This window comes from Alloalcanivorax venustensis ISO4, assembly GCF_015356855.1.
Lineage (GTDB): Bacteria > Pseudomonadota > Gammaproteobacteria > Pseudomonadales > Alcanivoracaceae > Alloalcanivorax > Alloalcanivorax venustensis.
The window spans coordinates 122,449-147,013 of the sequence record NZ_ARXR01000006.1; the positions used below are offsets into that span (position 1 = coordinate 122,449).

Genomic DNA, 24,565 nt, shown 5'->3' on the forward strand with positions numbered 1-24,565 from the left:
GTCAGCCTCCGATCATGGCCAGGTGGCGGGTGGCGCCCGGGTCATGCCGATGCAGCCCGTGGCCGGCTTTCTTGCCCAGCACCAGGCGGTGCAAACGCCGCGATAACTGTTCCGGGGTGTCGTGTCGCAGAGCGTCGCGGAGCGAAATGCCACCCTGGGAGAACAGACACAGCTGCAGGTCGCCCAGGGACGACACGCGCAGCCGGTTGCAGTCGTCGCAGAAGCCTTGTTTATAGGGGCGGATCAGCCCCACTCGGCCGGCATGGCCGGGGTGGTCGAATTCCCGCGCCGGGCCGTCGTCCTCGCCACGGGCCCGGGGGCGCCAGCCGTTCGTGGCCAGCCAGTTTTCGAGAAGGTGGGCGGGGCGGTGCTGCTGGCGGAAAAACTCGCGGTTGTCGCCGGTTTCCATCAGTTCGATAAAGCGAGCGGTCACCGGACGGCGGCGCAGGTAGTCGGTGAACCGCGCCAGCTCGTCGCCGTTGTAGTGGCGCATCAACACCGCGTTGAGTTTCACCGGCATACCCAGTGCCAGGGCTTCATCCACCGCGTCGAGCACATCGCGCAGCCGGTCATGGCCGGTGATCATTTCGAACACCGCCGGCGTCAGGCTGTCGACGCTGAGGTTGATGCGGTCCAGGCCGGCTTTTTTCAGCGTCGCCAGCTTTGGCGCCAGCCGGTAGCCGTTGCTGGTCATCACCACCTCGCGGATCCCCGGCGTCTGTTTGCACAGTGCGATGATCTCCGGCAGGTCCTTGCGCAGGGTCGGCTCGCCGCCGGTGATGCGAATCTTGCGGGTGCCGCTGAGCGCGAAGGCGCGCACCAGGGTGCCGATCTCCTCCAGGCTGAGGGGCGTCGGCACGTTGTCGCCGCGTTGATAGCCACGCGGCAGGCAATACTCGCAGCGGTAGTTGCAGACCTCGGTGATGGAGAGGCGCAAATAGGTGAAGCGTCGGTTGAACTGATCGGTGAGCATGGTTTCTCTCCTGCCTTGGGGCCCGGTCAACCGGCCAGAATGTGTTTCAACTCGGGGATGCAGGAACCGCAGTTGGTCCCGCAACGGAGCGACTTACCCAACGCCTCGACGCTGCGGTCGCCGGCTTCGATGCGCGCGCGAATGGCCGGCTCGCCGACCTGGAAGCAGGCGCACACCACCGGCCCGCTTTCGGCGGCGCCGTCCGGCGCTTCGCCGCTGAGCAGCGCCCGCCGCTCCGTGTTTTCCAGCGCGTCCCGTTGCAGCATCTCGATCAGCCAGTCGCGGCCGGGCAAATCGCCTTTCGGGTGGATAAACAACGCGCCCATCAGCCGGCCATTGCGTACCGCCGCCTGGCGGAAATGGCCGATGTACGGGTCCTGCATGTCCAGCCAGTGCAGGTCGTCGGCGTCGCCGGGGCCGCTGATCAGGGCGGCCAGACGCCGGCGGGCGCGGTCCGGATCGTCGCGGCCGGCCAGTTCGAACAGGTGCCCCCGGGGCAAGGGGCTGTAGCTCCAGTAAAAACAGCGCGGATCGCCGCGCCGCTCGCGGGTGATCAAAAAGCCCTGCCAGCGCACCGCGCAGGGCGCCACGCGGACGCGGGACACTTTTGATTCCGGCTGGCCGGACAGCGGATCGGTGGTGGCCTGCACCAGGGCGCCCATGCGCGCGCGGGCGCTGAACGGGCTGCTCCAGTGCATCGGCACGAACAGCTCGCCGGGACGCTGGTCGGTAGTGACACGCGCGCGCATCACGATGGCGCCGTGGCGGTTTTCCACGTTGGCCAGTTGGCCGTCGCCGATACGATGGCGGCGCGCGTCCTCGGGGTGCAGGGCGACAAAGGGCTCACCGATATGCTGAAGCAGCCGCCGCGCCTTACCGGTGCGCGTCATGGTGTGCCACTGGTCGCGGATACGGCCGGTGTTCATGATCATCTCACCGGGACCGGGCCGGCCTTCCGGTAGCCTGGCGGTGACCGCCACGAAGCGGGCGCGGCCGTCGTCGGTGGTGAAACGGCCGTCGCCGAACAGCCGCCGGCGCCCTTGCGGCCATTGCCGGTTCACCGGCCAGCGCACCGGCGCCATGGCGTCGTAGCCGGCCTGATCCAGCGTCGCCAGCCCGCTGATATCGAACGCCCGGCGACCGTCGTTTTCGAACCCGGACAGGGCCGCGTGTTCGGCGAACACCTGGGCCGGATGCCGCCAGCCGAACGCCTCGGCGTAACCGAGCCGCCGGCCCACCTGGGCCAGCGCCCACCAGTCCGAGCGCGCCTCGCCGGGCGCTTCTAGGAACGGCCGCTGGCGGGAAATGCAGCGTTCGGAGTTGGTCACCGTGCCGTTCTTCTCGCCCCAGGTGCGCGCCGGCAGTTTGATGTCGGCGAGCCGCACCGTGTCGGTGTCGGCCATGCACTCCGACACCACCACGGTGGGGCAGCGGCGCAGGGCGTCGCGCACCCGATCCGCCTCGGGCAGGCTGACCACCGGATTGGTGGAAAGAATCCAGATAAATTTGATCCGCCCGGAGGCCACCGCCTGGAACAGCTCCACCGCCTTGAGGCCGGGCTCGCTGACCATGTTGGCGGCGTTCCAGAAGCGCTTTACCCGGTCCACGTCCTCCGGCGCGAAATCCATGTGCGCGGCCAGCTGATTGGCCAGCCCGCCCACTTCGCGGCCGCCCATGGCGTTGGGCTGGCCGGTGATGGAAAACGGCGAAGCACCGGTTTTCCCCACCCGGCCGGTGGCCAGGTGGCAGTTGATAATGGTGTTGCACTTGTCGGTGCCGGTGGCGCTTTGGTTGATGCCCTGGGAGTAGAACGTCACCGTGCGCGGGCGCCCGGCGAACCAGTTAAAGAACGTCTCGATATCTTCTTCCGGCAGATCACAGCGTTGCGCCAGGCTCGCCAGCGAACCGCTGTCCGCCTCGGCCCGGGCCAAAGCGTCCTCGAAGCCGCGGGTGTGTTCGCGAATGTAGTCCCGGTCCAGATGGCCGTGCCGGCCCAGCCAGGCCAGCAGGCCGTTGAACAGCAGGCCATCGGCGCCGGGCCGTAACGGCAGATGCAGATCGGCCAGATCACAGGTGGCGGTGCGGCGGGGATCGATCACCACCACTCTGGTGTCCGGGCGCGCTTTTTTCGCGGCGACCATGCGCTGGTACAGCACCGGATGGGTCCAGGCGGCGTTGGAGCCCACCAGCACCAGCAGCTCGGCGCTGTCCAGATCCTCATAGCAGCCGGGCACGCTGTCGCCGCCGAAAGCGCGCTTGTAGCCGGCCACCGCCGACGCCATGCAGAGCCGGCTGTTGGTGTCCATGTGGGCGCTGCCGACAAACCCTTTCATCAGCTTATTGGCGACGTAATAGTCCTCGGTGAGCAGTTGCCCGGAGCCGTAGCAGGCCACACTGTCGGGGCCGTATTCCGCCACCGTGTCGCGCAGCCGCCGCGTCACTTCATCCAGCGCACTGTCCCAGTCCACCACCGCGCCGTTCACTTCCGGGTACAGCAGCCGGTTGTGATGGTCGAGGGTTTCGTGGAGCGCCGCGCCCTTGACGCAAAGACGCCCCTGGTTGGCCGGGTGGTTCGCCATTCCGGTAACGCTGTCGCCGGCGCCGTTCACGGACACACCGCAACCCACGCCGCAGTACGGGCAGGTGGTGTCGGTGGTGTGAATGCGCTCGGCCATGGCTCAGGTACCGGTCCGGTTTAGCGCCGCCGGCAGCGGCCGCAGCAGCACCTTGTCACCGTCCAGCTTCACCTCCCAGACCGGCACCGAAACGTGGTCCTGCTCCAGGCAGGCACCGGTGAGCAGGCTGAAGTGCTGCTTATACAGCGGCGAAGCCACCACCAGCTCGCCGTTGACGTCGCCGACGATGCCCCGCGACAGCACGTTGGCGCCGCCGATCGGGTCGTGGTTGCCGATCGCGTAAAGCGGCGGCGACTGATCCGGCAGGTAGAACAACGCCACCTGCTCGCCGTTGATCAGCGCGGCCACGCCGCTGCCGGCCACCAGATCCTCCCGGGTACAAATATGTTGCCACTGCATGGTTGCTCTCCTTCCCTTCGCCGGTTGTTTCAGACGCTGACGGTTTCAATCAGATCGCTGCGCTCGTCCTCGGTGGCGGGCCGGGGCTGGCCCCGCTCGCGCACGAAGCGGATGTCCTGGTCGGGCGTCTCCGCATTGACGAAGCTGCGAAAGCGCTTGAGCTTTTGCGGGTCGTCGATGGTGGTGCGCCACTCGCACTGATAGCGCTCGCGGACCACTTCCATCTGCGCTTCCAGTTCGGCGGCGATGCCCAGGGTGTCGTCGATCACCACCTGGCGCAGGTAATCCAGACCGCCTTCCAGGTTTTCCAGCCACACCGAAGTGCGTTGCAGGCGGTCGGCGGTGCGCACGTAGAACATCAGCACCCGGTCCACCAGTTGCACCAGTTGCTGATCCGAGAGATCGGTGGCGAACAGATCCGCGTGGCGCGGCCGCATGCCGCCGTTGCCGCACACATACAGGTTCCAGCCGTTCTCGGTGGCGATCACGCCGATGTCCTTGCTTTGCGCTTCGGCGCATTCGCGGGTGCAGCCGGACACCGCGAACTTGAGCTTGTGCGGCGAGCGCAGGCCCTTGTAGCGATGCTCCAGGAAGATCGCCATGCCGACGCTGTCCTGCACGCCGTACCGGCACCAGGTGGAGCCGACGCAGGATTTCACCGTGCGCACCGACTTGCCGTAGGCGTGGCCGGTCTCGAAGCCGGCGTCGATCAGTTCTTCCCAGATCAGCGGCAGCTGTTCCAGACGGGCGCCGAACAGATCGATGCGCTGGCCGCCGGTGATCTTGGTATAGAGATCGTATTTGCTCGCCACCCGGCCCAGGGTCATCAGCTTTTCCGGGGTGATTTCACCGGCGGGCACACGCGGCACCACGGAGTAGGTGCCGTCCTTCTGCATGTTGGCGAGGAACACGTCGTTGGTGTCCTGCAGGCCCACGTGCTCGGGTTCGAGGATGTAGTCGTTATGGATGCTGGCGAGAATCGAGGCCACCGCCGGCTTGCAGATGTCGCAGCCGAGCCCTTTGCCGTGGGTGTCGCGCACTTCGCGGAAACTCTTCAGGCCGCCCACCAGAATCAGGTGGTAGAGCTCCTGGCGAGAATATTCAAAGTGCTCGCAGAGGTGGTTGTTCACTTCCACGCCGCGCGCTTCCAGCCCGGCGTCGACCACGCTTTTCAACAGCGCGGCGCAACCGCCGCAGCCGGTGGACGCCTTGGTCGCGTCCTTGATATCACCCAGCGAGCAGCAGCCGCCGTCCAGCGCGTCGTTGATGGCGCCCTTGGAAACGTTGTGGCAGGAGCAGATGGTGGCGCCATCCGGCAGCGCGTCGGCGCCCAGCGCCGGCGCCGCGTCACCGGCGGGCAGAATCAACGACGCCGGGTTGTCCGGCAGCGGAATGCCGTTGAGCATGTACTGCAGCAGGGTGTCGTAGGCGTCGCAGTCGCCCACCAGCATGGCACCGAGCACGTACTTCTGGTCTTCGCTGACCACCAGCTTGCGGTAGACGCCGGCCACTTCGTCCTGGAAACGGTAACAGCGGGCGCCGGCGGTGCGCGCCTGGGCATCGCCCACCGAGCCCACGTCCACGCCCATCAGTTTCAGCTTGGTGCTCATGTCGGCGCCGGTGAAATCGCCGGCTTGGTTGTTGAGCACCGCGGCCACGGTGCGCGCCATGGTGTAGCCCGGCGCCACCAGCCCGAAGATCTGGTTGTTCCAGAGCGCGCATTCACCGATCGCGAAAATCGCCGGGTCCGAGGTGCGGCACTGGTTGTCCACCACGATGCCGCCGCGCTCGCCCAGCTCCAGACCGCTCTGGCGGCCCAGGCTGTCCTGCGGGCGGATGCCGGCGGAGAACACGATCATGTCGGTTTCCAGCGGCGCCTGGCCTTCGAAGTTCATGCGCAGGGTGTGCTGTTCGCCGGCGTCGATCAGCTCGGTTTTCATGCCGGTGTGGATGTGCACGCCGAGCGCTTCCACTTCCTTGCGCAACAGGGCGCCGCCGGTTTCGTCCAGTTGCACCGGCATCAATTGCGGCGCGAATTCCACCACGTGGGTTTCCAGCCCCAGCAGCCGCAGGGCGTTGGCGGCTTCCAGACCGAGCAGGCCGCCGCCCACCACAACGCCGCGTTTGGCGTTGCCGGCGCAGCGTTTGATCGCATCCAGATCGTCCACGGTGCGGTACACCAGGCAGTTCTCGTGGTCGTGGCCGGGGATCGGCGGCACGAACGGATAGGAACCGGTGGCCAGCACCAGGGCGTCGTAGTCTTGCCGGACACCGCCGGCGGTGATCACGGTTTTATGGTCCCGGTCGATCTCCACCACCTCGTCGTTCAGGTGCAACGTCACCCGGTTGTCCCGGTACCACTGCGCCGGGGACAGACAGAGATCCTCCGGGGTCTGGTCGTCGAACAGCGCGGACAGATGCACCCGGTCGTAGGCGGGCCGGTTCTCGCCGGCGAACACATGGATGGTCCAGGGGCTGGCGTCGCCCTGCTCGACCAGGGTCTTCACCAGGTGGTGACCGACCATGCCGTTGCCGATGATCACCAGGTTGCCCGAGGTGGGAAGTACGGTGTTGTCGTCCGTCATAGCCTTGCCTCCTGTTAAGCCACATCGACCGAAACATCGGCCGGGGTTGATTCGTCGTCGTCACGGCTGGGGTCCGTGAGCAGCACGTCGCGCAACGCACTGACGTCGCGGTCGCTTTGATGGGTTTGGAAATACCACTGGCTGTGGCGCACATCGCCGACCAGCAGCACGCCGCGCAGGCGGCCGTCTTCGATAATCAGTTTTTTATAGACCCCGGCTTGCGGGTCGCTGAGCCACAGGGTCTGCTGGCCGGCCACCGCCTCCACCTGCCCCATGCTGTGGATATCCAGGCCGCTGACCTTGAGGCGGGTAACCAGGGAAGGATCGCGATAGCGGGCGCGTTGGCCCTTGAGCACCCGGGCCAGCACGCTGGCCTGTTCCTGCACCGGCGCCACCAGGCCGTAGGTGTTGCCCTGGAATTCGCAGCATTCGCCCAGCGCATGCACGTGCGGGTCGGAGGTACGCAGGGCGCTGTCGACGCGCACGCCGGCGCCACACTCCAGGCCGGCGGCTTGCGCCAGTTCCCGGTTGGGGGTGATGCCGGTGGCGAACACCACCAGATCGGCGGGCAGCGTTCGCGGCGCCCCGCCCTCTTCCACTTCGACAGCGCTCACCGAGGTGTCGCCGAGAAGACGCTTGGGGTCGCAGCCGGTGCGCACCCGGATACCACGGGCGGCCAGAGCCGCTTCCAACAGGGACGACGCGCTGGCGTCGAGCTGCCGGTTCATCAACACCGGGCGGCGGTGCACCAGGGTCACGTCGGCGCCCAGACGGCGCAGGCCGACGGCGGCTTCCACGCCCAGCAGGCCGGCGCCGACCACCACCGCGCGGACGCCGGGGCGCGCCCGGCTCCAGCCGCGCAGACGCTCCACGTCGTGCAGGGAACGGAAGCCGCTGACACCGTCCAGCTCCGCGACACCGGGCAGCGGCGGCATGGAAGAACGGGCGCCGGTGGCGATCACCAGGGTGTCGTAGTCGACCCGTTCACCGTCGTCGCAGTACAGGCAGCGGCGCTGCCGGTCGAGGCGCGCCACCCGTTTGCCCAGGCTCACCGTCACCCGGCGCGCCCGGTACCAGGCGTCATCACGCGGCGTGATGGCATCCAGGTCGGTCTCCTCGCCGAGCAAGGGCGACAGCATGATGCGGTTGTAGTGACGCACCGGTTCCTCGCCAAGCACACGCACCGACCAGCCATGGTCGGTGCCCAACCGGCTGATCAGGCTTTCCGTGGCCATGCCGTTGCCGACGATCACCAGCCGGCGCCGTGCCTCGGTGCGTTTCATGCGGGTGGCCCGAATCATCGCTGGCTCCCCTCAGGCCCGACGGCCGAGCCGGTCCACCAGGCCGGCCACCTTGCCCCGTGCCGGCGCCGCCTCGTCTTCGTCGACGGCCGGTTCGCGGGGGATCTCCACCACCTTGCGCTGCTTCTCGTAGAGGAAGCTGAGCACCTGCTGACGGAAGTGGTTGTAGTCGCTGTTCTCGGCCAGCGTGACGCGGTTGCGGGGGCGCGGCAGATCGATATTGAGCACCTCGCCGATGGTGGCGGCGGGGCCGTTGGTCATCATCACGATGCGGTCGGACAGCAATACCGCCTCGTCCACATCGTGGGTGATCATCACCACGGTGTTGTTCAGATCACGCTGAATCTCCATCAGCGAGTCCTGCATGTGCGCCCGGGTGAGTGCGTCCAGGGCGCCGAACGGCTCGTCCATCAGCAGCACCTTGGGGCGCATGGCCAGGGCGCGGGCGATACCGACACGCTGCTTCATGCCACCGGACAGTTCGTCCGGGCGTTTGTGCATGGCGTGCTCCATGTGCACCAGCTTCAGGTTCTGCTGAATCCAGTCGCGCATTTCCGCTTTGCTCATGCTGTCGCGGAACACCTGACGCACCGCCAGCTGCACGTTCTCGAAGGCGGTCAGCCAGGGCAGCAGCGAATGGTTCTGGAACACCACCGCCCGGTCCGGGCCCGGTTCGTTGACCTCCTTGCCGTCGAGGGCGACACCGCCTTCGGTGGCCTGAAGCAAACCGGCGAGAATGTTCAGCACCGTGGATTTGCCGCAGCCGGAGTGGCCGATCAGCGACACGAACTCGCCTTTTTTGATGCGCAGCGACAGCTCATCCAGGGCCCGGAACGGGCCTTCCGGGGTCGGGAAATCGATGCTGATCTTGGAGATGTCGAGATAATTGCTCATCACAGAATTCCTCTCTTAAAACCTGCCCGCAACGCGTTCAGCGCAGGTCCGCGGATTTGTCCCAGGACACCAGGCTCTGCACGGCCAGCATCAGACGGTCGAGCAGAAAGCCGATGGCGCCGATGGTGATCACCGCCACCATGATGCGGCTCAGCGAATCGGAGCTGCCGTTCTGAAACTGGTCCCAGACGAACTTGCCCAGGCCCGGGCTCTGCGCCAGCATTTCCGCCGCGATCAGCACCATCCAGGCGATCCCCAGGGAGGTGCGCAGGCCGGCGAACATCATCGGCATCGCCGACGGCAACACGATGGTGCGCACATGGGTGAGCCAGCCCAGCCGCAGCACCCGGCTGACGTTGTTGAGGTCGTTGTCGACGCCGGCCACGCCCACGGCGGTGTTGATCACCGTGGGCCACAGGCAGCACAGCATCACGGTGACCATGGAGGTAATGAACGACTTGGGGACCAGCGGGTCCTGGCTGACATAGACGGCGCTCACCACCATGGTCACCAGCGGCAACCAGGCCAGCGGCGACACCGGCTTGAGCAGTTGAATCACCGGATTGAAGGCGCGGTACAGGGTGTGGCTGAGGCCGATCAGAATGCCCAGCGGAATCGCCAGCAGCGACGCCAGCACGAAGCCCGCCGTCACCGTCATCAGGCTGGTGAGGATCTGGTCGATAAAGGTGGCGCTGCCGGTGTAGGGAAAGATCCGCGGCTGATAGGACGGATCCACCGCCTGCCGCTGGGCGTTGCGCTCACGCTGACGCTCATAGAAGGCCTCCTCTTCGCGGCGCTCCGCGGCGTGTTCCTCGAGCAGCGCCCCACCCTGCTGCCACACGTCCAGGGGCCCGGGGAAGGCACCCAATGAGGTATTGATCTGCCCCGCCGCCACGGCCCACAACAGCAGGAAGGCGGCGATGCCGGCCAGCGGCACCAGCAGGGTTTTAGCCAGGGCGCGCAACTGCTCCGACGGCCGTTCGCCGCGCGCTAGCTTGATCCACGGTTGTAACCAGGTTTGCTGGCTGATCGAAATCATTTCATCACTCTCTTTTACCGGTGCGTTAAAGGCGCTGGTCGCCTTTCAGGCCGATGTCGAACTGCTTCAGGTAGGCGTTGGGCTCGCGGCCGTCGTAGGTCACGCCGTCGATGAACTCGGACTGCGGCGGCTTGAAGCCGTCCTCGCTGTCGAAGTCCGGGAAGTCCGAGGCTTTCATCTTTCCTTCCTGGATCAGCGCCCTGGCCGCCAGTGCGTAGACATCCGGGCGGTACACGTCGCGGGCGGTCTCCATGTACCAGTCGTCGCTCTTCTGCTCGGCGATCTGGCCCCAGCGGCGCATCTGGGTGAGGTACCAGATGGCGTCGGAGTAGTAGGGATAGGTGGCGTTGTGGCGGAAGAAAACGTTGAAATCCGGGATCGGCCTTTCGTCGCCCTTCTCGTATTCGAAGGTGCCGGTCATGGAGTTGGCGATGACCGCTTCGTCGGCGCCCACGTATTCGCTTTTGGCGAGAATCTTCACCGCCTCGGGGCGGTTGGCGTTGTCGTTCTCGTCCAGCCACTTGGCCGCGCGGATCAACGCCTTGACCACGCGGGCGTGGGTGTTGGGGTATTTCTCCGCCCAGGCTTCGCTGACACCGAACACTTTTTCCGGATTGTTTTTCCAGATTTCGTAATCGGTGATCACCGGCACGCCCACGCCTTTGAACACCGCCTGCTGGTTCCAGGGTTCGCCGACGCAGTAGCCGTGGATGGTGCCGGCCTCCAGGGTGGCGGGCATCTGTGGCGGCGGCGTCACCGACAGCAGCGCTTCGGCCTGGAGCTGGCCGGAGGTATCGCCTCTATGGGGCGCGTAGTAGCCGGGATGGATGCCGCCGGCGGCGAGCCAGTAGCGCAGTTCGTAGTTGTGCGTGGAGACCGGGAACACCATGCCCATCTTGAAACGCTCACCGCGATCCCGGTACGCCTTCACCACCGGTTTCAGGGCGCTGGCGCTGATCGGATGCACCGGCTTGCCGTCGCGGCGCTCGATGTTTTTCTTCATCTCCTCCCATACCGAATTGGCGACGGTGATGCCGTTGCCGTTCAGGTCCATGCTGAAGGCGGTGATGATGTGCGCCTTGGTGCCGAAGCCGATGGTGGCGGCCAGCGGCTGACCGGCCAGCATGTGGGCGCCGTCGAGCTGGCCGTCGACCACGCCGTCGAGCAGCACCTTCCAGTTGGCCTGGGCCTCCAGCGACACATACAGCCCTTCGTCCTCGAAGTAGCCTTTTTCGTAGGCGATCGCCAACGGCGCCATATCGGTAAGCTTGATAAAGCCGAACGTCAGCTCCGGCTTTTCCGGCCAGTCCACCAGCGGCTTGTCCGCCGCCTTCGCGACACCCGCGAACACGGTCAGCACGAAGGCCGCCAGCACGGCCAGCCGCCGTGCAGCGCCGGGGCCCGGGCGGGGAGAGATCGAATCGGCGTTGTTCATGGTGCTGCTCCTTTACTATCAACGACGGCGTTCGGGGTCGGCGACGCAAAAAAAAAGCGCCCACCACTTTCCGTGGTGAGCGCCTTCGCTCAGATCAGTCGCATATTGTCCGGAGGGTCGGCACCGCCATTGGTTTCCGACCTGTTATCACCTGCTCTCAACCTTATACATTCAACTTCCATGCCACATCGGCATCGGCGCTCAAAGGCCGCCATCGCGGGCCCCGGGCGGCGGCGGCGACGCCGCGCCGTGCGCCAATCCGGTGATCAGGCACGGATCATGGCGCGGATTGGTGCAGAAAATTCATGGAACGCAGCTGCCACTCCTCACCGTCGATAAAGGTGTCCGCGCCCATGCCGATTTCCCCCTGGCTGGTCTCCAGGCGCCAGGGGCCGGCGTGGATGCCCTCGCCTTTCCAGTCCTGGCCCGGCAACGGGGTGTCGGCCAGCGCCCGGCGGTACAGATCCGGGCGGTAGCACGCCGCCGCCACGGCGGACAGATCCTGGTCGCCGGGCAGCCAGCCCCAGCGGGCCATCTGGTTGAGAAACCAGTAGCCGTGGGAGACCCAGGGGAAATTGGCCAGGTAGCGATGAAACACCAGCAGGTCCGGCTCCGGGGCGTCGCCGGAGTCCGGCCGGTAACCGGTGTGGCCCAGCAACGCCGGTGCCAGCGCTCGGCGGTCCACCGGCAGGTATTCCGCCAACAACGACACCGCCTGCGCCCGGTTACCGTCCAGCCAGGCGCCGGCGCGGTACAAAGCGCGCAACAGCGCATCCAAGGTGTCCGGGTTGGCCCGCGCCCAGTCCTCGGTCACCCCCAGCACCTTGTTGGGTGCGTTCTGCCAGATGTCCCGGCCGGTGGCCACGCAGCAGCCGATACCGTCCGCCGTGGCCACCGCGTTCCAGGGTTCACCGGCGAAGAAACCGTGGATATGTCCGAGCCGCAGGTGGTCGACCATCTGGGACGGCGGCAGCACCACGGTGGTGACGTCACGGTCCGGGTCGATGCCGGCGCTGGCCAGCCAGTAGCGCAGCAACAGATTGTGGCTGGAATACGGAAACACCACCGCCAGAACCAGCGGCGGCTGCTTTTCCAGTTTCCGCTGCTCGATCAGTTGTTTCAGACTGGCGGGGCCCGGGCGGCCGCGCGTGGTGCTCTCAAGCTCCCGGTACAGGGACGCGGACAAGGTCATGCCGTTGCCGCCCAGGTTCAGCGAATACGGCGCGATCAAGGGTTTATTCAGGCCGCCCAGCCCCAGCGTCGAGGCCATCACCATGGGCGCCAGCATGTGCGCGCCGTCGAACTGACCGACGATCACCTTGTCGCGGATATTGGCCCAGGACACCTCTTCCTGCAGGGTCACGTCCAGGCCCTGATCCCGGAAAAAGCCCAGCTGAGCGGCGGCCAGCAGCGGCAGGCTGTCGGTGAGCGGCATATAGCCCAGGGTGAGATCGGTCTTCATTGATCACGGGTCCTCTGCGATTTCGGCGCCAGCAGCCCCAGCACCGACACAATGTCGTTGGCCACGTCCACCAGCTTCTGGCTGCGGTCCATGGCCAGCTTGCGCATGGCGTGGTAGGCCTCGTCCTCGTCCATCTGGCGGTGCTGGATCAGCAGCGCCTTGGCTTTGTCGATCACCTGCCGGTCGGCGAGCCGGGTGCGGGTTTGTTGCAGCTCGTTGCGCAGCGCCTGGAATTCACGGAAGCGGGCCACCGCCACGTCGACGATGGAACGCACCCGCTCCGGATTGAGGCCGTCCACCACGTAAGCGCTGACCCCGGCCCGGATGGCGCGGTCGATGGTATTGCTGTCGCCCTGCTCGGCGAACATGATCACCGGCTTGGGAAGATGCTGGTTGAGCACCGTCATGTGCTCGAGCATGTCCCGGTCCGGCGACTCGATATCCACGATCACCACGTCCGGCTGATGCTCGGCCACCTGTTTCATCAGGCCCTGGGCGCTGGCCATGCGGCAGATCACCTGGAAACCGCAGTCGGTGAGCGCCTGCTCGAGCATCGCCGCCCGGGCCGGGGTATCGTCGACCAGCATCACGCGGGTGTGTTGCGGCTGCTCACTCACGGCTACATCAACCAGCGGTCGAAAGGCAGAACGGACACGGTATCGCCGGCGGCCACATCGCCGCGCTCCGCCTCCAGGCGGATAAAGGCGTTGGCCCGGGTCACCGACGACAACACCCCGGACCCCTGCGAGCCGGTGGTCGCCACCCGGTGGCCGTCGCCGTCGGCGAACAGCACGGCGCGCTGAAAATCGGCGCGCCCGGGCTTCTTGCGCAACGGCGCGGCGGCCCGCGCCGGCACCAGCAACGGCGACTCCCCGGAGCGCTCGCCGGCCAGATGGCGCAGGGCCGGCAGCGCCAGCTGATGAAAGGTCACGGTGGCCGACACCGGATTGCCCGGCAGGCCCAGGAACAGCGCTTCGCCCAGGGTCCCGAAAGTGAACGGCTTGCCCGGCTTCATGGCCACCTTATAGGCGTCCACCCGGCCGATGCGGTCCAGCACCCGGCGGGTGTGATCCGCCTCGCCCACCGACACGCCGCCGCTGGCGATCACCACATCATGACCGCGCGCGGCGCTCTCCAGCACGGCCTGCAAGCGCTCCGGCGTATCCGCGCAAATCCCCAGGTCGGTGATCGCCACATCCAGCCGGCGCAGCATGGCGGTGAGCAGGTAACGGTTACTGTCGTAGATCTGGCCCTCGGCGAGCGGTTCGCCGGGCTCGCGCAATTCCGAACCGGTGGACAACAACGCCACCCGGGGCCGGCGCAGCACCTCGACGGCGCTCAGCCCCAGCGACGCCAGCAACCCCAGATCCGCCGGCCGCAGCCGCCGCCCGGCCTCCAACAGCCCGTCCCCCACGGCGATGTCCTCACCGGCGCGGCGGATGTTCTCGCCGGGGCGCGGCGCACGCCTGAGGTGCACCCTGGCGGTGCAGCCCTGCCCGCTCAGGTCACACTCCTCCTGCATGATCACCGCGTCGCACCCGTCGGGTATCAGGGCACCGGTCATGATGCGCACGCACTGCCCCGCCGGCAGCGCCCCCTTGAAGGGCGCCCCCGCCGTGGCGGTGCCCGCCAGCGCCAGGCCGCCTTCCGCCGGCCAGTCGGCGCAGCGCAGCGCGTAGCCGTCCATGGCGGAATTGTCCGCCGGCGGCACCGCGCGGGCGGCGAGCAGGTCCTCAGCGAGAATCCGGTCCAGCCCGTCCCGCAGCGGCACCGTCTCGCGCTCCGTCACGGAGCGAACGGCGGCAAGCAGACGGTCGCGGGCCTCTTCAAGACTGAGCATAGGGTCGCCGGTTGATTGGGGAGATAACCGGACTTATGCATCAAGCATGCCACCGATTGGTGCGCGGAGAGCGGCGGCACCACGGCGGGGCAGCGGGGCAGCGCTCAGGTGATGGCAGACTTGTGGGAGCGGGCCCTGCCCGCGAAAGGGTGGCTTTTAGCCACCCGGCAGGATCCCAGAGACGCTGATTCTTCCGGTGTTCGGCGCTCCGTATCGGAGACGCGGTGCAATGGTGGTGCCTTCCGGGACCGCTCAAGCCATCCATGGCCGCTGTTAGTTTGGCCATCCCCGGCCAAACAGCTCCCTCCAGGCACCACCATTGCCCCGCTCACTTGGCAGCGGAACCGCCACGGGTCATACCGACCGTGCCAGAACACCAACTGGCCCCTCCCTGATTGCTGCAAGGATGGAACGACCCCGAACCTAGCGCTGCACATCCAAGGGTTTAGCCCCGTCAAACAGCCGCCTTATTCCATTTCTGCCCATACCAAGCTTTGAGACGGAAATCATCCAAGGAATAGGCCTTCAAGATTCAACAAACTCAAGCGACCTGATACTGGAACGGGTGCCTCCTGGCAAAAGAAGGCGCATCCAGATCTGCTCTTTGCGGTTTTGAGCGATATCCACCGGCTCTGTCCTTTTGAGCCGTTTCATAGACGAAAAACCCCGACGCGAGACGCTATCAGGGCCTTAGAGATTTGAAATCTTTTTTAATACACATTGTGCTCAAAAAACGCACAGGTTATCCACAGCATTTCCCCAGGAGGAACGCTTGCTTTAATACTAACCCACCTATAACTTGTACGAAGAAGTCTAGCAGGCCCCATGATATTGGGGTTACCGCTAGATGGAGGGAACATAGCCGGCGGATACCAGCCGCCGACTATGTTGAATATCAACCAGGTCGGAAACCTCATTGACACACCTACTAATAGGATGATGCGCGACTACTGACGGCAACGTCAACATTTTTATCGCGTAAATTAAATCAGAGTTTTCCGATCTCCAAAAAAGGAGATCAAAAAATGTTGCATAGCATTTACATGCTCATTTTGATCCTAAATGAGGCCTTGGAGCTAGCCGACAGGCTGACTCCAATGTTGCTGTAACAGGCTGTAGGCTCCCATTCGGGGGCCTACCCTCTACCCGGATACTCCATATCGTCAATCGGTATTTGCCAGCTGCGCGCCTGTCACTCGCTCTAGCAAGAGATGGCACCATAGTCGTGGCAAAAGAGAGCGCATGTCGCCTACTCCTTTCCCTTCCAAATATCGACCTTCTCCACGTTGTACTGATGGTTCCGGTCTTGATCTTTGATCAACGCTCTTGACGTAGAGGTGCGGCTTTAGCCCTCGGCCTGCTTCTCGTCTAAACACAGCCCCGGATCCTGCGATACCCGGTCCGGTCAAAACCGCTTCATGCCCTATCGCGCCCCCAAAGCGTCGATAGGGATCCAGGGATCTGGCATATTGCCAATGCCCCCACTAAGTTGGAGTGAGTTATGAAATCTGTCGTGATGAACATCGAAATTGGCGAAGACGCCGTGTGTATTGATGAATTGCGTGCAATGGACTGCCCCGACTACCGGGACTACATCGAAGATAAGCTTCTTTTCGTAGATCACCACGATGTGCTTCGAGCCACTCTTGGCGAATATCCCATCGCGACCAGTCGGGAGCAGGTGGACGCGCTCATAGATCACCTTCAATCAGTGAAGGCCAGGATGCCAGACTGATTATTCTCCCCGCTCTACCGGCGAATCCTTACCGATGTGGTGCCTGGAGGGATATGTTTGCCACCAGGATGGCTGAGCGGTCTCGGAAAGCATCATCCTTTTACCGCCGCGTCCCGGACATCGGAGCAACAAACTCAAGAATGAGGGTCCTCGAGATCCGGTCGGGAGCTTCGCCCCCTTTTGCTCGCAGGCAAGCTCGCACAGACCTGGCTCAGCACCGCTTGGCGACTCGCTCCCTGGGGAGGTTCGGTCTAGGTGCCCGGTGTCCAGGACTGTGTGAGGCAGGGAGCCGAACACAAGCCTACAGGGATGTATTCACGGCGGGTCCTGGACACCGGGCACCTAGACCGAACCGGACTACGGAGCCCAGTAGCCCGAGTCGTAAGAGTCTCTGGGATCCTGCCGGGTGGCTAAAGCCACCCTTTCGCGGGCGCGGCCGCTCCCACAACAAAAAAAGGGGCTGCCTTTTGGCAGCCCCTTTTCGGAATAGTGGTGGGTCGTGCTGGATTCGAACCAGCGACCAATTGGTTAAAAGCCAACTGCTCTACCAACTGAGCTAACGACCCGCCGAATGAGGCGCAAATAATACGGATTTATTTCGCCGTGACAAGGCCTGAGGGCCATTTTTTTCGTTAAGACTGGTAGATCGTGGGATCTTTGATCAAAGCCTGTTCAAAGCCCTCGCGGCGCAGCCGGCAGCTGTCGCAGCGGCCGCAGGCACGGCCTTCGGCGTCGGCCTGGTAGCAGGACACGGTGAGACTGTAATCCAGCCCCAGCTCGGTGCCCCGGCGGATGATCTCCGCCTTGGAGAGCGCCATCAGGGGCGTGCTGATGCGCACCGGGTGCCCTTCCACGCCCGCCTTGGTGGCGAGCCCGGCGAGGTGCTGGAAGGCGTCGATGAATTCCGGGCGGCAGTCCGGGTAGCCGGAGTAGTCCACGGCGTTGACGCCGATAAAGATGGCGTCGGCGCCGACCACTTCCGCCAGGCCCAGGGCCAGGGACAGGAAGACGGTGTTGCGGGCCGGCACATAGGTGACCGGGATGCCCTCGCCGCCGTTCTCGGGCACGTCGATGGCGTGGTCGGTGAGCGCGGAGCCGCCGATGCCGCCCATGCCGAGCTCTATCACCCGGTGTGATTCGGCGCCCAGGGCGGCGGAGACGCGCTCCGCCGCTTGCAGCTCGGAGCGGGTGCGCTGGCCGTAATCGAAGGCGATGGTGTGGCACCGGAACCCTTCGGCGCGGGCCATCGCCAGGCAGGTGGCGGAATCGAGTCCGCCGGAGAGCAGTACCACCGCGGTTTCCATGGTGTCTCCTGTTTACCTCGGGTTGATGGGGGCCGGATCAACGCCCGCGGGCGTCGTTCCAGAGCAGTTTGTGCAGTTGCAGCTGGAAGCGCACCGGCAGCCGGTCGGCGAGGATCCAGTCGGCCAGTTCGCCGGGGGGCAGCTGCCCGTGCACCGGTGAGAACAGCACCTCGGAGACCCGCGCCGTCAGGTTGTGCTGGTCCAGCATAAAGCGGGCCCAGTCGTAGTCGCGGCGGTCGGCGAGCACGAACTTCACCTGGTGGTGCGGGCGCAGATGGGGGATGTTTTCCAGGCGGTTGTTGTGCTGTTCGCCGGAGCCCGGCGCCTTGAGGTCCATGACCACCGAGACGCGCTCGTCGACATCGGCGATATCCATGGCGCCGCCGGTTTCCAGGCTCACCTGGTAGCCCCGGTCGCACAGTTCGGTGAGCAGCGGCAGGCAGTTGGGCTGGGCCAGCGGTTCCCCGCCGGTCACCGTGACGTAGCGCGCGGAGAAGCCGTCCACCTGCTCGAGGATCGCGTCCAGGGACCGTTTTTCGCCGCCCTGGAAGGCGTACTCGGTGTCGCACCAGACACAGCGCTGCGGGCAGCCGGTGAGGCGCACGAATACGGTGGGCACGCCCACGCTGCGGGATTCCCCCTGCAGGGAATGGAAGATTTCGGTAATGCGCAGTTCCACGGTGGACGCTCTGAGACTTCTCTGGGTGGCGCGGATTCTAACACCTTGCCACGGCCGGGTCCGCCCCCCGCTTTCTTTGGTCTCTGGGATCCTGCCGGGAGCTTTGCTCCCTTTCGCGGGCTGGGCCCGCTCCCACAAGCCCGCTCCTAGAATTAATCGCCGTTGAGCTGCTTGAGCATGCTCTTGGCCATTTCCGCCTCGGAGGCGTCGGGGAACTGCTTGATCAGCTTGTGCAGGGAGACTTCCGCTTCGCCGGTGTTGCCGGCCTGGGCCTGGAGGCTGGCCAGTTTGTACAGGCTGGTGGGGGCGCGGCTGTGGTTCGGGTAGTCGTCCACCACGGTCTGGAACTGCTTGCGGGCTTTGTCCAGCTGCGGGCTTTTCTGGTTGGTGTAGACCTCGCCCAGCCAGAAGTGGGCGTGGGCCCGGAACTGCCCCTGGGGGAAGTCCTTCAGGTAATCTTCGAAGGCGGTGGCCGCGGCGTCGAAATCGCGCTCGAGCAGCTTGCCGCGGGCGGCGGAATAGGCCTCGCGGTCCGCTTCCGGGTCGGCGGGTGTGTCGCTGTTGCCGCCGTCGTCGCCGGCTTCGGCGTCGGTCTTGGGGGCGCTGTTCATTTGTTCGACCAGCGCGTTAATCCGGGTGTCCAGGTCCAGGTAGCGTTCCCGCTCCGCGCCTTTGAGCTGGTTCAGCTCGTGGCGAAGCTCTTCCACCTGACCCTGTAAATTCTGAACTTGCTTCTGGTACTGCTCCATTTCCTGCATCAGCAGGTAGATGCCCTCTTCGCCGCCACCGTTGCCGGTGGCGGACGATGAGGCCCGGTCGCCGCCGGAGCCACGCTCCTCGACGACCAGGGGGCCGGTGCTCTGTGCCTGGGCACCGAGCACCGGCCCGCCAAGCAGGACAGCCAGTAAAAAGCGCTTGATTACCTGCTTGGACCGCATGGCTTACGGACGGCCGGCGGTGTAGTTAAGAACTACGCGACGGTTCTTCGCCCAGTCCATTTCGCTGTGGCCGAAAGCGGCCGGCTTCTCTTCGCCGTAGGCGACGATTTCCACCTGGGAAGAGCTCACGCCCTGCACGCGCAGGAACTTCTGGACCGCTTCGGAACGACGCTCGGACAGAGCAACGTTGTACTCACGGGTGCCACGCTCGTCGGCGTGACCTTCCAGACGCACCTTGGCATTCGGGTTGTCTTTCAGGTAGCTGGCGTGGGCGCGCAGGGTTTCGAAGGCGGCCGCCGGCACGGTGTTGCTGTCGAAAGCGAAGTAAATCACTTTGGTGTCGGTGGTGCCGTCGTAGTTGGACGGGTGGTTGTGGAAGTTGTCCGCGGTCACCGGAATGCTGCTGGTGTCCGGCTTGGACGGCGCGGGACGCTCGACGGGCTCAGCCGGGCTGCTCTGGCTGTCGGTCGGTTGAGTATCGGTCGCGGAGGTGTCCTCCTCGGTGGGAGTACTGGAACACGCAGCCAGCAAGCCGGCCAGAAGCACGGCGAAAAGCGGGTTAATGAATGAACGCATACTAAAAACTCCTATTGATGTCCTGGATTGGAACTCTGAGATCCGTTCAGAGGAACGGCGACCAGGCCGGTTCCCTGACTTCCCCTTCCTTCGACGGGAGCTCTACTTTCACTCTCCCATCGATGGAGACGGCTTGCAGGACCCCTGTACCCCGGTGTTGCGTCCCGTAAATTATCATACTTCCATTGGGCGCAACACTGGGCGATTCATCCATATTGGTCTGTGTCACAATATCGAATGTCCCGCGCTGGAGGTCCTGCACACCGACGTTGAAACTGCCGTTACGCCGGTGTACATAAACCAGATACCGACCGTCCGGGGTAACCTCCGGGCGGGCGTTGTAAGCCCCTTCGAACGACACCCGGCGCACCGATTTGTCGTCCACGTTAAGCTGGTAGATCTGCGGCCCGCCGGAGCGACTGGAGGTGAACACCAGATGGTCGCCATCGGGCATCCAGCGCGGCTCGGTGTCGATGCCGTAATGATCGGTCAGTTGCTCCAGATCCCCATTGTTGAGGTCCAGGCTGTAAATGTCCGGGTTGCCGCCCTTGGACAGGGTCAGCGCCAGCTTCTGGCCGTCCGGTGACCAGGAGGGGGCGCCGTTGATGCCCTTGAACTGGGCCACCACCCGCCGCTCGGCGCTGCTCAGATTGTGCACATAGATCTTGGGCAGCCCGTTCTTCTCGAAGGAAACATAAGCAATCTTAGTGCCATCCGGCGACCAGGACGGGCTCATGATCGGCTCGCGGCTGCGCAGGATGGTCTTCACCCGGGCGCCGTCGGCGTCCGCGTACTGCAGCTGGTAGGGCCGCTCGGCGCCACGGTTGTGGGTAACGTAGAGAATCTTGGTGGAGAACGCCCCGGGGATGCCGGTGAGCTGCTCGTAGATGCGGTCGGAAATGGCGTGCGCCACGTCGCGCAATTGCGACTCCGGCGGCCGGTAGGTTTCGGAGATCAGTTCCTTGCCGCGGGCCACGTCGTGCAGCGCGTAGCTCACCTCATAGGAGCCGGTACCGGTGGCCTTGAGCTTGCCGATCACCACGTACTCCTGATTGAGCACCCGGAAGTCCCGGTAGGACAGGCCTTCCTTGCTGGTGGGCCGGCTCAGCATGTCCTTGGGCGACAGGGTTTTGAACTGACCGCTGCGGTGCAGGTCGGCACGCACGATGTCGGACACGTTCTCCGGTGCGTCGCCGGCGCCGGCGAACGGCACCACCGAGATCGGCACCGCGTCCGTGCGGCCTTCGGTGATCTGAATCAGCAGCTCGGCGCGGGCGTTGACCGCCAGCAGCGAGAGCATCGCGACGATGAAGGGAAAGGCTAAAACTCGCATCATTTAACATCCGTGGGGCTGAATACGATTGGAAAACTCCGGAAACTCTCGAACAACTTGCCCTCAGGCACCGGTAACGGGCTGGCCAACTCGACCGCTTTGACCACTGACTCGTCAAAATCCGGGTAGCCGCTCGACTTGTCTACCTCGATACCGACCACTTCACCACCCGGAATTACTCGAACACGCAAACGCACGCTGACGTCATCCCGATTTCGATAATTACCAGGTATCCGCCACCTCTGTTGAATAGCGCTTTTAACGGCATCAGCATAACTCGCCGTCTCTTCCTCAACGTCACTGTCGGAGGCGCCGCTGCCGGGTGTCTCGGCGACTTTTTCGCGCTCCTTGCGCGCCATCTCAAGCTCTTCCTCGGCCATCAACTCTTCCAGGCTCTGCTGCTCGAATTCCGGGGCCGGCTCCTTTTTCGGTTCCGGCTTGGGCTCGGGCTTCGGTTCCGGTTTGGGTTCGGGTTTCGGCTCGGGTTTCGGCTCAGGCTTGGGCTTCGGCTCGGGTTTGGGTTCCGGCTTCGGCTCGGGCTTGGGCTTCGGTTCCGGTTTGGGTTCCGGCTTCGGCTCAGGCTTGGGTTCCGGCTCGGGCTTGGGCTCCGGCTTCGGCGCCTCCTCCCGGGCCTGCTTCTGATCCTTTTCCTCGCGGGCCGGCGCGGTGTTGGCCTCCGGCGCGCGGCGCGTCTCTTCCATCACCGTGGCCATCACGTGGGGCGGGATTTCCGGCGGCCGCCGCAGCTCCGGATCCGAGGACCAGGTAAACACCATCAAGCCCAGCACCAGCAGATGCAGAAACGCGGAAAACCCGACCGCAACGCCACGATCGCTCATGAACGCCCCGGCGGCTCCGTGACCAGCCCCAGGTTGGTGACGCCGGCCTGCTGCAGTTCGGACATCAGGACCACCACTTTGCCGTAGGGCACGTTCTGGTCACCTTCCACCAGGAACAGGGTCTCCGGTTTTTGTTTCCGGATCGTGAGCACATGGCCTTTCACCGTTTCCAGGCTCGCCGACGACTGGCCGTCGCCGCCCACGTTAATGTAGTAGCTGCCGTCCGGGCGCACCGTGATCATCACCGGCTCGTCGTTGTTGGTGATCGCCGCGCTGTCGGTCTGCGGCAGGTCCACGGACACGCCCTGGGTCATCATCGGCGCGGTGGCCATGAAGATCACCAGCAGCACCAGCATGACGTCGATGTAGGGCACCACGTTGATGTCGGCCATCGGCTTCTTGCGCAAACGGCGGCCGCGGATCGCACTCATGGACGCACTCCCTCGGCTCATGCGTCGCGCCCGTGGGCCTGGCGGTGCAGCACCGAGGAGAACTCCTCGGCGAACAGTTCACAATCGCCCACCAGGGATTCGGACAAGGACGCATAGCGGTTGTAGGCCATCACCGCGGGGATCGCCGCGAACAGGCCCATGGCGGTGGCCACCAGCGCCTCGGCGATACCCGGCGCCACCACGCTCAGCGTCGCCTGGGTCACGTTGGCCAGGGCGCGGAACGAATTCATGATGCCCCAGACGGTACCGAACAGGCCGATGTACGGGCTGGTGGAACCCACCGTGGCGAGAAACGCCAGATGCTTGGTGAGGCGGGATTCCTCGCGCTGCAGGGCCACGCGCATGGCGCGCTGGGCCCCTTCCATGATCGCTTCGGAACCGCGCGTGCTCTTGGACAGCCGCACGAACTCCTGAAAACCGGCACGGAAAATCGCCTCGCTGGCGGAATCCGGATTGGGCTTCTTGCGCACCTGGTTATAGAGACTGGAGAGGTCCTCGCCGGACCAGAACTTCTCCTCGAAGGCATGATCGGCGCGCCGTGCGCGGCCCAGTACCCGAAAGCGGGACACGATCATGTACCAGGAAATCATCGATGCCAGCAGCAGAACCAGCATCACCAACTGGACCACCGGCCCGGCGTTGGTGACCAGCGAGAGGATCGACATGCTGGACGAAGCGTCTTCCATTTACCCCAACTCCTCGAATTCAGCCTTGAACTTGTCGTGGAGCGGCCCGGGCAAAGCCACCGGCTTGATGCCGTCGGCGCTGACACAGGCCACCTTGATAGTAGCTTCGCACAACACTTCCTGGTCACGGGTGACACGCTGCGCGAACACCAGGGTGGCACGTTTAAGCGCCACCAGTCGGGCACTGACCCGCAAATCGTCGTCGATCCGGCCGGGTTTGCGGTAGTTGATCTGGGCGGAATGCACCACGAACTGGAAGTTTTCCTCGGCCAGCGCATAGTGCTGGTAGCCCAGCGACCGCATGTACTCAGTGCGCGCCCGCTCCATGAACTTCAGGTAGTTCACGTAGTAGACGATGCCACCGGCGTCAGTGTCTTCGATGTAGACGCGAACCGGTAGGACAAATTCCGAACCTTGAGAAAATTTTTCACTCATTAAACAAATCCCCGTCCCGCGCGGGCTTGACCAGGCCGAAATGGCGCCAGGCGTGGTTGGTCACCTGGCGTCCCCGGGGGGTGCGCTGAATGAAGCCCTGCTGAATCAGGTAGGGCTCGACCACCTCTTCCAGGGTGCCGGCGTCCTCGTTGAGGGCGGCCGCCAGGGAATCCAGCCCCACCGGTCCGCCGTCGAATTTGTGCATCATCATGTTGAGCAGGCGGCGGTCGGTGCCGTCCAGGCCCAGGCTGTCCACCTCCAGCATGTCCAGGGCGCTCTGCGCCACCGCGCCGGTGAGCCGGCCGTCGCCCTTCACCTGGGCGTAGTCGCGCACCCGGCGCAGCAGGCGGTTGGCGATGCGCGGCGTGCCGCGGGCGCGGCGGGCCACTTCCCGGGCGCCCTCCTGGTCGCCGGGTATGGCCAGAATGTCACAGGAGCGCTCGACGATGCGCGCCAGATCGTCGACGTTATAGAACTCCAGCCGCTGCACGATACCGAAGCGGTCTCGCAGGGGCGCGGTGAGCAGGCCGGCGCGGGTGGTGGCGCCGACCAGGGTAAAGGGCGGCAGATCCAGCTTGATGGAGCGCGCCGCCGGCCCCTCGCCGATCATGATGTCGAGCTGGTAGTCCTCCATCGCCGGATAGAGGATCTCCTCGACCACCGGGGAGAGGCGGTGGATCTCGTCCACGAACAGCACGTCGCCCTCCTCCAGGTTGGTGAGGATGGCGGCCAGGTCGCCGGCCTTTTCCAGCACCGGCCCGGAGGTGGATTTCAGCTGTGAGCCCATTTCCCGGGCGATGATGTGCGCCAGAGTGGTCTTGCCGAGCCCCGGCGGGCCGAAAATCAGGGTGTGATCGAGCGCCTCGTCGCGGCCACGGGCGGCGTCGATGAAAATTTCCAGCCGCTCGCGCACTTTCGGCTGGCCGTTGTAGTCGGCCAGGCTGGCCGGGCGGATGGCCCGGTCCTGCTGCGCTTCGCCGGCGTCGGAAGGAAGCGGGGTGATCAAACGATCATTGTCCATGGC

At 64.9% G+C, this 24,565-nt stretch carries 22 protein-coding genes and 1 tRNA gene; 1 reads left to right on the forward strand and 22 read right to left on the reverse strand.

Going from position 1 to position 24,565, the window contains the following annotated elements; translation table 11 throughout:
• Position 1 precedes the first annotated feature (1 nt).
• From moaA to moeA, 11 genes are all read right to left on the reverse strand, one after another.
• Positions 2–973, reverse strand: coding sequence for a GTP 3',8-cyclase MoaA (moaA, locus tag ISO4_RS05525; RefSeq protein ID WP_194855433.1), 972 nt, complete (start codon positions 971–973; stop codon positions 2–4).
• A gap of 26 nt (positions 974–999) precedes the next feature.
• Entirely contained in the window at positions 1,000–3,648 is a 2,649-nt protein-coding gene (locus tag ISO4_RS05530) for a nitrate reductase (RefSeq protein WP_194855434.1), read from the reverse strand.
• 3 nt (positions 3,649–3,651) lie between these two features.
• Positions 3,652–4,008, reverse strand: coding sequence for a nitrite reductase small subunit NirD (nirD, locus tag ISO4_RS05535; protein ID WP_142948680.1), 357 nt, complete (start codon positions 4,006–4,008; stop codon positions 3,652–3,654).
• A 29-nt stretch (positions 4,009–4,037) separates the two neighbouring features.
• Positions 4,038–6,593, reverse strand: a complete 2,556-nt coding sequence (gene nirB / locus ISO4_RS05540) for a nitrite reductase large subunit NirB (RefSeq protein ID WP_194855435.1) — start codon at positions 6,591–6,593, stop codon at positions 4,038–4,040.
• Between the two features lie 14 nt (positions 6,594–6,607).
• The gene (locus ISO4_RS05545) at positions 6,608–7,894 is read right to left on the reverse strand and encodes an NAD(P)/FAD-dependent oxidoreductase (protein ID WP_194855436.1); all 1,287 of its coding nucleotides are present in this window, start codon (positions 7,892–7,894) and stop codon (positions 6,608–6,610) included.
• A gap of 12 nt (positions 7,895–7,906) precedes the next feature.
• Positions 7,907–8,788: an ABC transporter ATP-binding protein gene (locus ISO4_RS05550; RefSeq protein WP_194855437.1), complete on the reverse strand. Its 882-nt coding sequence runs from the start codon at positions 8,786–8,788 to the stop codon at positions 7,907–7,909.
• A gap of 37 nt (positions 8,789–8,825) precedes the next feature.
• Positions 8,826–9,827, reverse strand: a complete 1,002-nt coding sequence (locus ISO4_RS05555; protein ID WP_194855438.1) for an ABC transporter permease — start codon at positions 9,825–9,827, stop codon at positions 8,826–8,828.
• 25 nt (positions 9,828–9,852) lie between these two features.
• Entirely contained in the window at positions 9,853–11,262 is a 1,410-nt protein-coding gene (locus ISO4_RS05560; RefSeq protein WP_194855439.1) for a CmpA/NrtA family ABC transporter substrate-binding protein, read from the reverse strand.
• Positions 11,263–11,539: 277 nt separating this feature from the next.
• The gene (locus tag ISO4_RS05565; RefSeq protein ID WP_194855440.1) at positions 11,540–12,724 is read right to left on the reverse strand and encodes a CmpA/NrtA family ABC transporter substrate-binding protein; all 1,185 of its coding nucleotides are present in this window, start codon (positions 12,722–12,724) and stop codon (positions 11,540–11,542) included.
• Positions 12,721–13,341 carry an ANTAR domain-containing response regulator gene (locus tag ISO4_RS05570; protein ID WP_323745338.1) on the reverse strand — a complete coding sequence of 207 codons (621 nt, stop codon included), beginning with the start codon at positions 13,339–13,341 and terminating at the stop codon, positions 12,721–12,723. The genes ISO4_RS05565 and ISO4_RS05570 overlap by 4 nt, the downstream gene beginning before the upstream one ends.
• A gap of 2 nt (positions 13,342–13,343) precedes the next feature.
• Complete coding sequence (moeA, locus tag ISO4_RS05575) at positions 13,344–14,564, reverse strand: molybdopterin molybdotransferase MoeA (protein WP_194855441.1); 1,221 nt, start codon at positions 14,562–14,564, stop codon at positions 13,344–13,346.
• A 1,501-nt stretch (positions 14,565–16,065) separates the two neighbouring features.
• On the opposite strand from moeA, the gene ISO4_RS05580 reads away from it, so the two are divergent.
• Complete coding sequence (locus ISO4_RS05580; protein WP_194855442.1) at positions 16,066–16,299, forward strand: hypothetical protein; 234 nt, start codon at positions 16,066–16,068, stop codon at positions 16,297–16,299.
• A 490-nt stretch (positions 16,300–16,789) separates the two neighbouring features.
• Here the strand turns inward: ISO4_RS05580 and ISO4_RS05585 are convergent.
• The 11 genes from ISO4_RS05585 to ruvB all read right to left on the reverse strand — a co-directional run bounded on the left by ISO4_RS05585 (position 16,790) and on the right by ruvB (position 24,562).
• Positions 16,790–16,865, reverse strand: a tRNA-Lys gene (locus ISO4_RS05585).
• Between the two features lie 66 nt (positions 16,866–16,931).
• The gene (gene queC / locus ISO4_RS05590) at positions 16,932–17,603 is read right to left on the reverse strand and encodes a 7-cyano-7-deazaguanine synthase QueC (protein WP_142948688.1); all 672 of its coding nucleotides are present in this window, start codon (positions 17,601–17,603) and stop codon (positions 16,932–16,934) included.
• Between the two features lie 37 nt (positions 17,604–17,640).
• The gene (gene queE, locus ISO4_RS05595; RefSeq protein WP_194855443.1) at positions 17,641–18,282 is read right to left on the reverse strand and encodes a 7-carboxy-7-deazaguanine synthase QueE; all 642 of its coding nucleotides are present in this window, start codon (positions 18,280–18,282) and stop codon (positions 17,641–17,643) included.
• Positions 18,283–18,434: 152 nt separating this feature from the next.
• Positions 18,435–19,220: a tol-pal system protein YbgF gene (gene ybgF, locus ISO4_RS05600; protein ID WP_194855444.1), complete on the reverse strand. Its 786-nt coding sequence runs from the start codon at positions 19,218–19,220 to the stop codon at positions 18,435–18,437.
• A 3-nt stretch (positions 19,221–19,223) separates the two neighbouring features.
• Positions 19,224–19,796: a peptidoglycan-associated lipoprotein Pal gene (gene pal, locus ISO4_RS05605; protein WP_194855445.1), complete on the reverse strand. Its 573-nt coding sequence runs from the start codon at positions 19,794–19,796 to the stop codon at positions 19,224–19,226.
• A gap of 46 nt (positions 19,797–19,842) precedes the next feature.
• Complete coding sequence (gene tolB, locus ISO4_RS05610; RefSeq protein WP_194855446.1) at positions 19,843–21,132, reverse strand: Tol-Pal system beta propeller repeat protein TolB; 1,290 nt, start codon at positions 21,130–21,132, stop codon at positions 19,843–19,845.
• Entirely contained in the window at positions 21,129–21,968 is an 840-nt protein-coding gene (gene tolA, locus ISO4_RS05615) for a cell envelope integrity protein TolA (RefSeq protein WP_194855447.1), read from the reverse strand. The genes tolB and tolA overlap by 4 nt, the downstream gene beginning before the upstream one ends.
• The gene (gene tolR, locus ISO4_RS05620; protein ID WP_142948693.1) at positions 21,965–22,399 is read right to left on the reverse strand and encodes a protein TolR; all 435 of its coding nucleotides are present in this window, start codon (positions 22,397–22,399) and stop codon (positions 21,965–21,967) included. The genes tolA and tolR overlap by 4 nt, the downstream gene beginning before the upstream one ends.
• Positions 22,400–22,416: 17 nt before the next feature.
• A complete protein-coding gene (tolQ, locus tag ISO4_RS05625) occupies positions 22,417–23,106 on the reverse strand; it encodes a protein TolQ (protein ID WP_194855448.1) in 690 nt (229 codons plus the stop codon).
• The gene (ybgC, locus tag ISO4_RS05630; protein WP_142948695.1) at positions 23,107–23,541 is read right to left on the reverse strand and encodes a tol-pal system-associated acyl-CoA thioesterase; all 435 of its coding nucleotides are present in this window, start codon (positions 23,539–23,541) and stop codon (positions 23,107–23,109) included. It lies immediately after the preceding gene.
• The gene (ruvB, locus tag ISO4_RS05635; protein ID WP_194855449.1) at positions 23,534–24,562 is read right to left on the reverse strand and encodes a Holliday junction branch migration DNA helicase RuvB; all 1,029 of its coding nucleotides are present in this window, start codon (positions 24,560–24,562) and stop codon (positions 23,534–23,536) included. The genes ybgC and ruvB overlap by 8 nt, the downstream gene beginning before the upstream one ends.
• Positions 24,563–24,565 lie beyond the last annotated feature (3 nt).